Origin of the sequence: Arthrobacter sp. NPDC057013, assembly GCF_042674585.1 — a bacterium.
Taxonomy (GTDB): Bacteria; Actinomycetota; Actinomycetes; order Actinomycetales; family Micrococcaceae; genus Arthrobacter.
The window spans coordinates 23263-36345 of record NZ_JBHUSE010000004.1 but is presented as its reverse complement, the minus strand read 5'-3'; the positions used below and the strand labels follow the sequence as shown (position 1 = coordinate 36345).

General features: G+C 63.9%; 10 protein-coding genes and 1 pseudogene. 4 read left to right on the top strand and 7 right to left on the bottom strand.

Annotated features, from left to right (window positions below; all coding sequences use genetic code 11):
* Positions 1–50: 50 nt before the first annotated feature.
* The 3 genes from ACFTSA_RS07445 (at position 51) to ACFTSA_RS07435 (ending at position 3188) form a co-directional block, all read left to right on the top strand.
* Positions 51–1442 (top strand): MFS transporter, encoded by a 1392-nt coding sequence (locus ACFTSA_RS07445; protein ID WP_377950647.1) that lies wholly within the window; start codon positions 51–53, stop codon positions 1440–1442.
* Positions 1443–1533: 91 nt separating this feature from the next.
* Positions 1534–2220, top strand: coding sequence for a bifunctional 4-hydroxy-2-oxoglutarate aldolase/2-dehydro-3-deoxy-phosphogluconate aldolase (locus ACFTSA_RS07440; protein ID WP_377950646.1), 687 nt, complete (start codon positions 1534–1536; stop codon positions 2218–2220).
* Positions 2217–3188 (top strand): sugar kinase, encoded by a 972-nt coding sequence (locus ACFTSA_RS07435; protein WP_377950645.1) that lies wholly within the window; start codon positions 2217–2219, stop codon positions 3186–3188. The genes ACFTSA_RS07440 and ACFTSA_RS07435 overlap by 4 nt, the downstream gene beginning before the upstream one ends.
* A 985-nt stretch (positions 3189–4173) precedes the next feature.
* Here the strand turns inward: ACFTSA_RS07435 and ACFTSA_RS07430 are convergent.
* From ACFTSA_RS07430 to ACFTSA_RS07400, 7 genes are all read right to left on the bottom strand, one after another.
* A complete protein-coding gene (locus ACFTSA_RS07430; protein ID WP_377950644.1) occupies positions 4174–5526 on the bottom strand; it encodes a NosD domain-containing protein in 1353 nt (450 codons plus the stop codon).
* Between the two features lie 49 nt (positions 5527–5575).
* Positions 5576–6526: a carbohydrate kinase gene (locus ACFTSA_RS07425; RefSeq protein WP_377950643.1), complete on the bottom strand. Its 951-nt coding sequence runs from the start codon at positions 6524–6526 to the stop codon at positions 5576–5578.
* 35 nt (positions 6527–6561) lie between these two features.
* Positions 6562–8142: a glycoside hydrolase family 32 protein gene (locus tag ACFTSA_RS07420; protein ID WP_377950642.1), complete on the bottom strand. Its 1581-nt coding sequence runs from the start codon at positions 8140–8142 to the stop codon at positions 6562–6564.
* 37 nt (positions 8143–8179) lie between these two features.
* On the bottom strand, positions 8180–9223 hold the full coding sequence (locus ACFTSA_RS07415; protein WP_377950641.1) for a LacI family DNA-binding transcriptional regulator: 1044 nt from the start codon (positions 9221–9223) through the stop codon (positions 8180–8182).
* Between the two features lie 69 nt (positions 9224–9292).
* Positions 9293–10243: a carbohydrate ABC transporter permease gene (locus tag ACFTSA_RS07410; RefSeq protein ID WP_377950640.1), complete on the bottom strand. Its 951-nt coding sequence runs from the start codon at positions 10241–10243 to the stop codon at positions 9293–9295.
* On the bottom strand, positions 10243–11130 hold the full coding sequence (locus ACFTSA_RS07405; RefSeq protein ID WP_377950639.1) for a carbohydrate ABC transporter permease: 888 nt from the start codon (positions 11128–11130) through the stop codon (positions 10243–10245). The genes ACFTSA_RS07410 and ACFTSA_RS07405 overlap by 1 nt, the downstream gene beginning before the upstream one ends.
* Before the next feature lie 68 nt (positions 11131–11198).
* Positions 11199–12476, bottom strand: coding sequence for an ABC transporter substrate-binding protein (locus tag ACFTSA_RS07400; RefSeq protein ID WP_377950638.1), 1278 nt, complete (start codon positions 12474–12476; stop codon positions 11199–11201).
* 282 nt (positions 12477–12758) lie between these two features.
* Between ACFTSA_RS07400 and ACFTSA_RS07395 the strand changes: the two are divergent.
* Positions 12759–12863, top strand: a pseudogene (locus ACFTSA_RS07395) (hypothetical protein); the annotation flags it as partial.
* Positions 12864–13083: the final 220 nt, after the last annotated feature.

Sequence of the window (13083 nt, the reverse complement as noted above, 5' to 3'; positions counted from 1 at the left end):
GTGGCCCCAGGCCCAGCCACCGCGTGACATCCATTCAAAGGAGTTTGGAAATGACCACAGCAGCGCACGTTCCCCCAGGGGATATCGATCAGAGCAAAGTCCGGAAGGCCGCCGTCGCCGGCCTCATCGGCACCACCCTCGAACTGTATGACTTCGTCATCTACGGCACAGCCTCGGCGCTTGTCTTCAGCAAACTATTCTTCCCCAACGTCTCGCCCGCGGCGGCGCTGATCGCCAGCTTCACCACCTTCGCCGTCGGCTTCCTGTTCCGCCCGCTCGGCGGCGTCTTCTTCTCCCACTTCGGCGACCGGCTCGGCCGGAAGTGGGTACTCGTGGTCACCCTGCTCCTGATGGGCGGCGCCACGCTGGCCATCGGCCTGCTGCCCACCTTCGACCAGATCGGCCTGTTCGCCCCGGTCCTGCTGTGCGTGTGCCGCGCCGCCCAGGGCTTCGGCGCCGGCGCCGAGCAGTCCGGCGGCGCCACGCTGCTCACCGAATCCGCAGCCCCCGGCACCCGCGGCAAGCTGGCATCGCTGATCATGGTCGGCGCCGCCGCCGGCACCGCGCTCGGCGCGCTGGTGTGGATCGCCGCCCAGTCCCTTGCCCCGAACGACATGCTCACCTGGGGCTGGCGCCTCGTCTTCCTCTCCAGCATCTTTGTCACCATCGCCGCCCTGATCATCCGGCGCAAGCTCGATGAATCCCCCGTGTTCGAAGAGATCAAGCAGGCCCGCACCGAACCGCCCGCCCCGCTCAAGGAAGTCGCCAAGCACGGCAAGGCCAACGTCCTGCGCGTCATCCTGATGAACTTCGGCGTCAGCACCCAGTCCTACACCATCCAGGTCTTCATGGCCTCGTACCTGATCACCGTCGTCGGCACCGACCCCAAGTTCATCCCGCCGGTACTCCTCATCGGCGCGCTCTGCGGCGGCGTCGCCGCCGTGTCCTTCGGCATCCTGTCCGACAAGGTCGGCCGCCGCCGCGTCGTCTCGCTCATCACCGGTGCGCTCATCCTCTTCCCGGCACCCGCCTTCATGCTCCTGACCACCGGCTCCCCCGTCGCCATCGTGCTGGTGATCATCGTCGGCTTCATGCTGGCCTGCCAGGGCGTGGTGGGCGTGCACATGAGCTACTTCCCGGAAATCTTCGGCAGCCGCTACCGCTACGCCGGCGTCACCCTGGGCCGCGAGTTCTCCTCCATCATCGGCGGCGGCATCGCTCCCATGATCTGCGCAGCCCTCCTGGGAGCGTTCAGCAACTCCTGGATCCCGGTGGCCATCTACATGTCACTGACCATGCTCGTCAGCTTCATCGCCACCCGGCTCTCCCCGGAGACCGTCAACCGCGACCTGACCGACCCGGAGGACGCCCGCCCTGCCGGCGCCAGCGTCGTCCACCCTACGGTGGCGGCTGACCTCGCCCCGACCCGCCTGGTCAAGTAGCCCCACCCTTCCACAACAAGGTTCGACGGCGGTGAGCGCCGCCGTCGTGCCTTTCAGTCCGCAGCATCCCGCCAACCCTAAAAGGAATTCCATGCTCCGCCTTGAAACCCCGGGAACGGCGTCCCGACCGGCACCGTCTCCGGTCCTCCTCGACACTAAAGCCGTAGCCGTCCTCCGGGCCAAGCACGCGTCGGACTACGGGCCGGTCATCGAGGCGCTGCAGCGCGGAGGTGTGCTCAGCATCGAACTCACGCTCAGCACCCCCGGCGTCTGGGACGAACTCCCCCTGCTCCGCGAACGGTTCGGGGACGCGCTCGAGATCGGAGTCGGGACTGTCACCGATGCAGGTGACGCGGCAACGGCACTCGACCTGGGAGCGGCCTACATCGTCACTCCCGTCACGAACCCCGGCGTCATTTCGGTGTGCGTTGACCGCGGCGTTCCCGTCTACCCGGGCGGCCTGACCCCCACCGAGCTGTTCACGGGCTGGAACATGGGCGCCACCGCCGTCAAGATCTTCCCGGCCTCTACCGTCGGCGCCGGCTACGTGTCACAGCTGCGCGGGCCATTCCCGGACATCGAGGTGATTCCGTCCGGCGGAGTCAACATCGAAGACGTGCCCGCCTGGATCCGGGCCGGCGCTATGGCCGTCAGCCTCGGCGGACCTCTGATGGGGGATGCCTTCAAGGGCGGCGACCTGCAGGACCTCTCGGCCAGGGCACGACGTGTGCGCGAGCTCATCGACCAGACGGCAGAGCAGTTGGGGGCCGGCAAGTGAGTGGCGGCAACCCCGTGAATTCTGCACCGTACGTCCTCACGTTCGGCGAGACCATGGCGCTGATGCGCGCCGACCAGCCAGGCCCCCTGGCGCACGCCTCGACTCTGACCCTGGGCATCGGCGGCTCGGAATCCAACGTCGCCATCGGCCTTCAACGTCTCGGTGTCCAGGCTGTCTGGTGCGGACGAGTGGGAGACGACTCCCTCGGCCAGTTAGTAGAGCGAGAAATTCGCGCAGAAGGAGTGCAAACCCGCACTGTTCTGGACGAAGCAGCGCCAACAGGCCTCATGATTAAGGAACGCCGAACACCGTCCGCCCAGCGCGTGAACTATTACCGTACCGGCAGCGCCGGATCCCGGATATCCCCTAGCGACGTTGACGAAGAGCTCATCAGCAGCGCCGGGCTGCTGCACCTCACCGGTATCACCCCGGCCCTGTCTGAAAGCGCACGCGCCACAATCTTTGAAGCGATCGCAATCGCCAAAACAGCGAAAGTTCCAGTGTCCTTTGACCTGAACTACCGGGCGAAACTATGGTCAGCCGACGAAGCCCGGGAGGTGTACCGGGAGATCATTCCGATTGCCGACATCGTATTCGCCGGCGACGAGGAGGCCGCAATTGCCGTCGGTGCTGAATCAGACCCCGAGGACTTGGCGCATCGGCTGGCGAAATTGGGACCGCGACAGAGCATCATCAAACTCGGGGCAGCCGGGGCTATCGCCCTCATAGACGGCCAGCTTTACCGCCAACCACCCGTACTGGTGGAAGCAGTAGACACTGTCGGTGCCGGCGATGCCTTCGTCGCCGGATACCTCGCGGAGTTCATGAACCACGCCTCGCCGCCGGAACGACTGCAAACTGCCGCGGCTACCGGCGCTTTCGCATGTTTGGTGCCTGGTGACTGGGAAGGGTTCCCGCGCAGGGACGAACTACCCCTCCTTAGGACAAATGAGCCGGTACACAGATGACACCTCCCCATCTCACCCCGTCCCGTTGCTCCGGACCGGCCCGACCTTGCCGCCTCGCCACCAGACTGCACCAGGACGCCGGCCAGGGGCCGCAGGATGAGGCGTGCGCTAAGCCTGCTTGACCAACGTGACGGGGAAGCAAACGAGTTCGCCGCAGCCGACAACGGATGGGATGATAGGCGGAAACAGCACCTTGTTTGCCTGGCGTGTGGAGGGCGGGCGGCTTTCAAGATGTCACAATGCGGCGCCGGGGATGCCCGCACAGCAGGAGGCCTTCCCGACAGCAGCCCAAGACGCATCACTGATGATGCTGCCAGCCAAGTAGCCGGGGCAGCAATGGGGGAGCAGAATTGCGCCTCAGATCTCGTGCCGTCTCATACGCTGCACGAAGGAGAGCGACGAATCTCGGCCTTGGTCCGGGCGCAATCGTCGAGTACGGTTGCGGTTCCGCGTCCCAATGTCACTGCTTCCACTTATCGTCCTCTTTGCCTCTCCCTCGTTCTCCTTGGCTCCGCCCTTAGGAGGAGAACAACTCGGAGGACCGCTCCGCCAGGTCGACCGAATCGCGGTTATCGGCGCGCCGGGCACGAGCAGCGGATAGGCTCTGAAAGGGGCAGCGCGGCAGCGCTTAAGGGCGTGGGACACCGTGCGTTCAGTACACCGTCCGCGTCCAGCAGCTGCTGCCGTGGTCGGTTGAGAAATGGGTCGATCACTTCCCGTACGACGGTTGATCGTGTTGGGGACGCCAACTGGGCAGCGAAGATGCTATCGAGGGTCAGCACGCTCATCGACTGCCAAAGTAACAACTGCAGGTCCTGACGAAACCGCCAGGACCTGCAGGCGTCAGCGCGACTAGTGCACTGGCATTGGATGGACTGGTTCAAAGGCCGGGGACAAACGATGGCGAGGTCCTGTTGTCGACAGTGCTTGGGCTTCGCCTCGGCAACTCCTGGGAGCTTCGCCAATCCCAAAATCAAGAGTTGGATCAGATTCCTGCAGCCCACAAGCGGACCGTGGGCGTGGCCCTGAATGCGTTGCCGGTCCGGTCTGCTATAACTTGGGGATCGGTTCCGGAATCAAGAATGGTGTTCCGGGCTGATTCGGGCTCCACTACTACGGCCGTCACGGCGAGTCCGGTGGCAGTGTCGGTGGCCAGCAAGGCGTCCACCTGGGACTCGAAGCAGGAGTCGCTGGTCTTGGAGTCGACATCCATTGCCACAACGTGGTTGTTGGAGACGAAGTTGCCGGTCCCCTCCTTCAGCCGGATGATCACAGGCGTTGCGCCCACAGGCCGGATGGTCTGCGAATCGATGAGCTCCGAGAAGTGGTTGCCAACCACTGAGTTGTTACTGCCGCTGATGCAGAGAAGCCCGGTAAGGTCGTCCAAGCCGTTGTCGACGCCCAGGAAAGGCGTCCAGGGCTCATGGTCGCGCAGGAAGTGGTTCGTGGCCACGAGGTTTTCCGAGCTGCTCCCTTCGAGAATAACCATCCCCGGGTAGAACGAATGCAGGCGGTTGTTGGTGACGCTGGAACGCGTGACGCCGTTGAAGTGGACGCTGCTCGCCCCGCGGGGAAAGACATTGTTGGCGGTGACCAGGAGCCCGCCGTGGTTCTCGGCGTAGATCGAGTAGCCTTTGGGACCGGCGCCAATCAGGTTGTCGGTGATCTTGGAGGCCTGTCCCCAGCCCCGCAGCTCGATGCAGCTTCCGCATTCGGCGATGAAGTTGTGGTGGATGGACAGTGCGTCGGCGTTGTGGATGGTGAGGGCGTTTTCCAGGTAGACGAAACCCATATCGGTGACACGGAATGAGTCATTGGCGCTGGCCACATAGATGCCGGTCTTGCCGTTGGCGTACGTGTTCTGTGCTGGAAGCGCGGAGCCGTCGGGGAGGAAGCGCAGTCCGTCGATGCAGAAGTTGGAGAATTCCACGGAGCTGATCCGCGGGCTTCCGCTCCGCTTAACCAGGAAGGCGGCCCGCTCGGACTCGCTGTCTCCCCCGCCGGGCAGGTCGACGATGATGCGACTCCCGCCCGGCCACAGCTCATGCAGGTCCGGCCACTCGTCTTCGGGCACGTTGAAGCGGATGCTCGACGACGTAAAACCATGCCCCGACCCCTCGATCCGCAGGAAGCTGATGTCGATCAGCACCTGTGTGCGAAGGTGGTAGTCCCCCGGCGGAATGTAGATGACCGCTCCGGGCTTTCCGCCGTCGTTCACATCGGTGGCGGACTGCCGCTCCTTGACGTCGGCGATGATGCTGTTGATGACTTCACCGACGTCCTTGGACGGGTTGCCCACGGGCCACGACGTTACGTCGTAGTAGTTGCTGCTTGGCATTGCTTCTTCCTTCGATATGTGTCGTTCCCCGGCCCCGCTCCGGGGTAAGTTACGGGGCCACCGGCTGGTGCTCCGGCAGGTCCGCCTGCAGTTCGTCCGACGTCGGCGGGTTGGCTCCCGCCCGGCGCACCGTGATTGCCGCGGCCTTGGCCGCCATCCGGCCTAGGGACTCCAGGACTGACGGCGCCAACCCGTCGGCTCCGCGCATCAGGAGCCCGTAGATCAGGGCGGACATGTACGAGTCGCCTGCCCCGATGGTGTCCACAACCTCGGACCTCACCGAGGGTACTGCCACCTGCGCGGCGCCGGTGGACAGCAACGATCCCTCCGCTCCCCTGGTGACGGCCACCAGAGCCGGTCCGAGGCGGAGGATGCGTTGCGAGATTTCTTCCAAAGTTAGCCGCGGATAGAGCCAGCGGGCGTCCTCGTCGCTGAGCTTGACTACCTCGGTGTACGGGAGGAGCTCCTCGAAAATGCCCAACGCCTCGGCGTGGCTGCCCACAAGCGCAGGGCGGATGTTGGGATCGTATGTGACCGTGCAACGCTGATGCGATTGCTCGAGCAGTTCCCTCACCACCGAGGCTCCTGGGGAAAGGAAAGTGGCGATTGAACCGGTATGCAGGATTTTGGGCAGTGTCGACGGCGTAATCCGCGGGAGGTCCCAGCGGATGTCAAAGTCATACTGCGCCGAACCGTCGGAGGCCAGGATTGCTCTCGCTGTGGCGGTTCCGCCTGGGACCTGGGAGCCCGGCAGGAGACGAACACCAGCGCCGCGGAGGTGCTTTTCGATGGTAGCGGCATAGTGGTCGTCGCCGATCGAGGTCAGTAAGCCGGTGGCAACTCGGAGCCGTCCGAGCCCGTAGGCGACGTTGGCCGGTGATCCGCCGGGATGCTGCATTGTGCCCTTGGGTGAGACAACGATATCCACGAGGGCTTCGCCCACGACGACCACATCAAATCCATGTGTGGGTTCACCGCCGGTGTGCTGGACTGAGCGCATTTTAAGACCCTTTCCTGTCTGTTCGTAGGTCGTCTTTAGCGAAGTGTCGTGACAGTGAGCGTCCGAATGGTTGCCCGCCCGCCCTCGACCGTCAGCCGATTCGCAACGTTTCCCTGGTCGGGGAAGACAAGATCGGTCAGGACCACCTTGCCGTCCTGTGCGAACACTTCCACCGAGCAATGGTCGACGACGATACGCAGCTTGAGTCCGTCCTCCTCGAGAACAAGCGGGGCCGAGTCAGCGGAGGCAAACTTTTCGTGAAAGCCGGTGTATCCGGAGCGCCGACGGTCGAGGATGAGTTCGGCAGTGTCGGTGTTGTAGCTCAGCACGGTCCCGGCACTTCCGCCATTTTCAAACAGGTGGAAGGCCACACGTGCGGCGTCCCCAGGCTGGATTTCCGCTTCGATTACCTGGGCACTGCCTGTCTCGGCGTCCGGCAGCTGGAAGGCTGCATCCTCCAGCTCGAAGTTGCCGGAACGCATCTGTTCGTGGGCGGCAGCCCGATCTCCCATTGCGCCCGGAGTGTCCAGGACCGGCTGCTGGATCAAGCGGGCGGAGCCGTTGATCGCGGTGAGGCGCACTTCGCGGGCGAGGGTCATCGAGGACCGCCAAGGCGTGGTGGGCAGGTGGTTGGCGTAGTCCCAGTTGTTCATCCATCCGATGATGATGCGCCGGCCGTCCGGGACGTTGCTGAAGGATACGGAGGCGTAGCAGTCGCGTCCCCAGTCCAGCCACAGGCACTGCTGCAGCGCCGTGGCGGCCTCCGCGGAATCACCGAGGGCGCTGACCCCGCCCGGCACGGCAAGTGAACCGGCGTCCGGAACGAAGTGTTCGCCGTCGAACTGTCCGATGAAGTATTGGCCGCCGGAACCTCCTGCCACGGCGCCGGGGTTCACATTGACGATCAGCACCCACTTGATATTTTCCGGGTCCCCGTCGACTGGGAGCGGAAACAGGTCGGGGCACTCCCATTCCCCGCTGTCGGCGTTGGCCGGGCCGAACTCGCTGAGGGAGTCCCAGGACTTAAGGTCGTCGGAACGGTACAGGACCACCTTCTGGTGCTGCGCTTCGACCGCGACCATCACCCAGCAGGCACCCTGTTCCCCCTCGTAGCGGAAGACCTTGGGGTCACGAAAGTGCGCGGAATTGCGAGTGAGGACGGGGTTCCCGTCATATTTCCACCACGTCATTCCTGCGTCCGTGCTGTACGCCAGTGACTGGGCCTGGGTGCCACTGTGCTCGGAGGCGGCTTTGTAGGCGCTGGTGTAAATGGCGACGAGGGCGGGTGAGTCCGGCGTGCCGAAACCGGACGTGTTGCCGTGGTCGACGACGACGCTGCCGGAGAAGATGTCCTCTGTTTCGTCGCACGCGATGGCAACGGGCTGTTCGGTCCAGTGCAGCAGATCATGGGAGGTTGCGTGGCCCCAGGACATGTTGCCCCAGACGTTGCCGTACGGGTTGTTCTGGAAGAAGAGGTGGTACAGGCCGTCATGGAAAACCAGGCCGTTGGGATCATTCAGCCAGGTGTCCTTTGCCGTGAAGTGAATGGCAGGCCGGAACCTGGAGGTTTCTGCCGGGGCTGTTTCCGGGCGTGCGGCATCAAGCCAACTGGACATATCTGGCGTTCCTCTTGGGAGTTGAAGGGTTTGGGTGTTATTGCCGCGGAGCCGCGATGGAATCGCGGCGGACGAGGGGGCAAACCAGGATGGTCGGGTGGAGTGCCATCAGGGAAAGGTCGGTTTTCCCTTCGACGGCGTCAATGAGGTGCTCGGTGGCCCAGGCGCCCATCTCGTAGTGGGGCAGGGCCACGGTGGTAAGGCCCGGGTGAAGGTTGGCGGCGATCAGTTCTTGGTCATCAAAGCCGACGATTGAAAGATCAGAAGGGATGTTCAGTCCCAGTTCAGCAGCGGCGCGGTAGGCTCCCATCGCCATCCGGTCGTTGTAGCAGAACAGGCCCGTGGGACGGTCCTCCCGTCCCAGGATCCGTAGGGCCGCTTCGTAGCCGCCCTGGACCTCGGAGATCTCGGACTCGACAGGTGCCGCGTTGCCGTCCAGCCCTGCCTCAGTCAGTGTGGCCCGGAAGGCCTGGAGCCGCTGTCGGGTTGCGGGGACATCGTCGGTGTTGTTGATGAAGCCCAGTCGTGTATGGCCTGCTTCGAGGAGCGCGCCCACGGCCGCGCGTGCGCCGCCTTCTTCGTCCGGGATCACGGACGTGATGTTTCCGTCACTGGCCACGGAGTCGACCAGGACGGAGGGCACATTGCCGAGGTTGGCCGGAAGCTCCACGTCGCGGTGGTACATGGTGGCGTAGAGGATGCCGTCCACCCGCCGGTCCAGGAGGGCCTGAACATCGGCCTGACGGGATTTGAGGGTGGCTGAGCCGGAGGTGTTGATGATCATGAGGTTGTATCCCCGGGCTTTGGCGGCTTCGTCAGCGCCGAGGATGATCCGGCCGGCGTGGGGCGTGGTGGCGATCTCCTCGCTGACCAGGCCCAGCATGCCGGTCCTTTGGGTTCGAAGGGCCTGGGCAAGGCGGTTGGGTCCGTAGCCCAGTTGCTCGGCAGCGGTCCTGACCTTGTCCCGGGTTTCGGGCTTGACCCGGGCGTAGGAGACCTCGTTAAGGACGTGGGAGACAGTGGTCACGGACACGCCGGCGGCGACGGCCACGTCCTTGATGCCGATGTTCTTGTTGCTCATCTGTCTTCCACGTCCTAATGGTTTGGTGATGCCCTTCGGGGGCTATCAGTAGGCTACTGGTTGGTTGTGCTAGCCCTTGACGGCGCCGAGCGTCATGCCTGCAACGATCTTGCGCTGCAAGAGAAGCGTCAGAAGGATGACCGGGATGGAGTAGACGGCGGCCAGCGCCGTCATGGATCCCCAGTCGAGGCCGAACTGGGTCTGGAAGTTCGCGATCACCACGGGCGTTGTCTGGGAGCGGATCGCTGTCATCAGGAGTGCGAAGAGGAACTCGTTCCAGGAGGCCAGGAAGGCGAAGATCGCGGTAACGGCGATGCCGCCGGAGACCACCGGAATCACCACCCGCCACAGGGCCCCGAGCCTGCTGCACCCATCCACAGTGGCAGCTTCCTCCAGGTCTTTCGGCACCGCTTCGAAGAAGCTGGACATCAGCCAGATCGAGAGCGGCAACGAGATGGTGGTGTGGGCGATGGACAGAGCGATGGGCGTATCTGCCAAGCCCAGCGTTGCCATCATCGAGGCAAGCGGAATACCGATGGCCACCGGCGGCACCATGCGGGTGACCAGGGCGCCCATGATGAAGATCCTGCCGCTGAGGGTTTGGTACCGGGTGATGCCGTAGGCCGCCGGTACCGCCAGTACGAGCGAGAGCAGGGTGCTGATGATGGCCGTCTGGACGCTGTTGATGAAGGAGGCGAGGACTCCGTTGCGGCCCAGTGCGTTGGCGTAGTTCTCCAGCGTCCATTCCCTGGGGAGGATGGTGGGTGGCACCGCGATGGTGTCAATCGGTGTCTTGAAAGACGTGAAGATCAGGTACAGGAACGGGAAGCCGTAGAGCACCATAGCTGCTGCGAGCAGGATCCACAGCAGGGTGCGGGTGCTGCGGCGGCCCGCTTCCAGGCCTTCCCGGTTTACACCGCGGCGCTTCCGGGTGGGGATGGCGGCTGCCGGAATGGAAGGTGCCGTGGCCGCCGTGGCCGGGGTCCTGCCGTCGTGCTTAATTTTTTCGTCGACGCGCATCAGTTGTCCTTTCCTGGCCGCCAGATGGTGGACACGGCGACGAATGCGACGGTGAGCATGGCCAGCAGGTAGAGGGTGCCCATGGCGCTTGCCAGTCCGGGATCGCCGAAGCGGATCATGGTGCGGTAGATGAGCAGGCTCATGGTTTCGGAGGCGGACTGGGGGCCGCCGTTGGTTTGGATGAGGATAGTGTCGAAGGCCCGGGCTGCGTCGATTCCGCGGACCACGAGGGCGACGGCGATGACCGGACGGAGCAGGGGCAGGATGATCCGGAACAGCAGGGCCGGCGCGCGTGCGCCGTCAAGGCGTGCTGCTTCGATGAGGTCGCCGGGAATGTTCTGGAGTCCGGCGAAGAGGACCAGGCACATGAATGAGGTGGTGAGCCAGATGTCCGGGATGGCCACGGAGTAGAGCACGATGCCCGGGTCTGACAGCCAGCCGATCTGGTTCGGGTTGGACAGGATGCCGACCTGGTGCAGGAGGGTTCCGATGAGGCCGAAGTTGTCGATCATCAGGAACTTCCACAGCAAACCTGCCACGATCGGGGCAATCATCAGTGGATACATAAAGACGGTCCGCCAGATTTGGGAACTGCGGCCCAGCGTGGTGAACAGCAGTGCCATGCCCAGCCCGAGGGCGAATTCGAGGGTGACCACCACCAGGGTGTAGGCCAGGGTCCGCCATCCGGCACCGGTGAAAGCTTCAGAGGCGAAGGCCCGAAAGTAGTTGTCCAGGCCCACGAAGTCCCGGGGTCCGCCGGCGACCGGGGAGATTTTGAAGAAGCTGTCCGTCACCAGACGGAACAGCGGGAAGGCCACGAAGACGGCCAGGAACAGCGCCGCCGGGGTCATCAGGAGCAAGGCGAAGCGGCGATCGGAGGTGCGCACGGTTTTCTCTTCCGCTGGTTGGGGCCGCGGCCGGCACCGGGGATGTTCAAGTGCCGGCCGCGGGGGTCTTACTTAAGGAGGTCCTCGATCTGCTTCTTGGCGTCGGCGAGGAGGGCGGTGGTGTCACCGCCGGCGACGGCCTTCTGCAGCATGGGGACCAGCACGGTGTCGACGATCTGCTGCCACTTCTCTGTGGCGGGGCGGGTGGCGGTGGCCTGGCCCTTGAGGGTTTCGATCAGCGGCCTGAAGCTCTCGTAGCCTGGCTTGTCCTGGTATTTCTCGAAGGCGGAGATACGGGAGGCGAGACCCAGGCTGGATTCGATGCCCTTGTCGTTGTAGTCGTAGGCGCACTTGATGAATTTCTTGGCCGCGTCCGCGTTCTTCGTGGCCTTCGGCACGGTGAGATACCACGGCCCGGGAACGGCACCGACACCGGCGGATCCGGCGATCATGGGAGCCGCACCGACCTTGCCGGCCACCGGTGAATCCTTGGGGATCTGCCGGTAAGCGTGGGCCCAGAAGCGGGTCATTGCCGTCTTCCCCTGGTTGAACAGGTTTTGCGCGGCGGCCCAGTCCACCTGGGCCGCTCCGGAGGGAGCGGACTTGGCAAGGCCGACATAGAAGTCCAGTGCTTCCTTGTGGGCGGCGTTGTCGATAACCACCTTGTCGCCGTCCAGGACCATGGGCGAGCCGGCCTGCAGGACGTGGGCCAGCCATTCGGTTTCCACACCGCCCTTGACGTCCGTCCCGTACATACCGTCCCTGGTGAAGAACGCGGAGATGTCCTGGTACTGCTTCCACGTGGTGGGGGCGGCCAGGTCGTAGCCGTACTTGGCCTTGAAGTCCGCCTTGTTCTTGGCGTCCTCAAACAAGTCTTTGCGGTACAGGATAATCTCAGCGTTGGTCCAGGCAGGCATGCCGATGAAGTGCCCGTCCACGTTTGCTTCCTTGACCAGGGCCGGGAAGATGTCCTTCTTCGCCTCGTCGGTGAAGAGCTCGTCGATCGGCTGAACCGCATTCTTGAAGCTGGGCAGCCATACGGAGTCCAGGGCGGCCACATCGAACGAGACGTTGCCGGAGGAGAACTCGCTGGAGAGCCTGTTAAACATGCCGTCGTAGGGCAGTTCGACGAAATTGGCGCTGACGCCTGTTTCCTTCTTGCACTGTTCGGCGACGCCTGTCAGTTCGGCGTGGCCGCCGGCCTCGACGAGGACATTGACGGTGCTGGGGCCAGCGCCACCCGGCGTGTTGGCGGGGCCCCCTGCGCCGCATGCGGAAGCGGCCAGTGCGACGGCGGTGCAGATGCCGCCGAGGGCGAGCCTGCTGGTGAGTGTACGAGTGGACATCTCTGTCTACTCACTTTCTGTGAGGAGCCGTGGGAATCAAATTCGAAAGCGTGACAAATCGTTTTGGTAAAACGACTTGGCATTGAGTGTAGGACGTGCTCAGGGTCACTGTCAACGCTTTGATCCTTCGATCCGGCCCTGCCTGCGGGTGCTTCAAATGTTGGGAAAGGCGACCGGCCGTATCCAGAGGGGGCGGGACGGCCAATCGTGTGCGTGCCGTTGGTGGGTTGTTTCAGGAGGTGAAGTCAACGCGAAAAGAAGGCTGCGGAGGCTTCCCAGCAGGTCGTCATCGACGCATCCGCCACGCGATCCAAGGTGCTCGACAGCGGAGCCGAGTCCACGGTCACGTCCTACAGCCCGGACACCGCCATCCGCCCGACTCCTTAATGTCCGGTCCGAGAGAGGGAACCGGATCCGGAGCGGTTCCCGCTTGTACGCCTGCCAGCGCAGCTGTGCCTTTTGGCCATCGTGGGCAGGCAGGGCAAGTGCACCGGGGAATCCGCACATAAGGGCAGACATGGATGAATTGCCCGCGGTGTCCACCCATCCGGCAAAACTGGCCGCGGGAACTGCGGCCCGTGCAGCCGGCATGGTGAGCAAAGCTTCC

Coding starts and splice junctions, on each gene's coding strand:
- ACFTSA_RS07440 (WP_377950646.1), top strand. CDS start 1,534: ATGCTCCGCCTTGAAACCCCGGGAACGGCGTCCCGACCGGCACCGTCT.
- ACFTSA_RS07430 (WP_377950644.1), bottom strand. CDS start 5,526: ATGCCAAGCAGCAACTACTACGACGTAACGTCGTGGCCCGTGGGCAAC.
- ACFTSA_RS07410 (WP_377950640.1), bottom strand. CDS start 10,243: ATGCGCGTCGACGAAAAAATTAAGCACGACGGCAGGACCCCGGCCACG.
- ACFTSA_RS07425 (WP_377950643.1), bottom strand. CDS start 6,526: ATGCGCTCAGTCCAGCACACCGGCGGTGAACCCACACATGGATTTGAT.
- ACFTSA_RS07415 (WP_377950641.1), bottom strand. CDS start 9,223: ATGAGCAACAAGAACATCGGCATCAAGGACGTGGCCGTCGCCGCCGGC.
- ACFTSA_RS07420 (WP_377950642.1), bottom strand. CDS start 8,142: ATGTCCAGTTGGCTTGATGCCGCACGCCCGGAAACAGCCCCGGCAGAA.
- ACFTSA_RS07445 (WP_377950647.1), top strand. CDS start 51: ATGACCACAGCAGCGCACGTTCCCCCAGGGGATATCGATCAGAGCAAA.
- ACFTSA_RS07400 (WP_377950638.1), bottom strand. CDS start 12,476: ATGTCCACTCGTACACTCACCAGCAGGCTCGCCCTCGGCGGCATCTGC.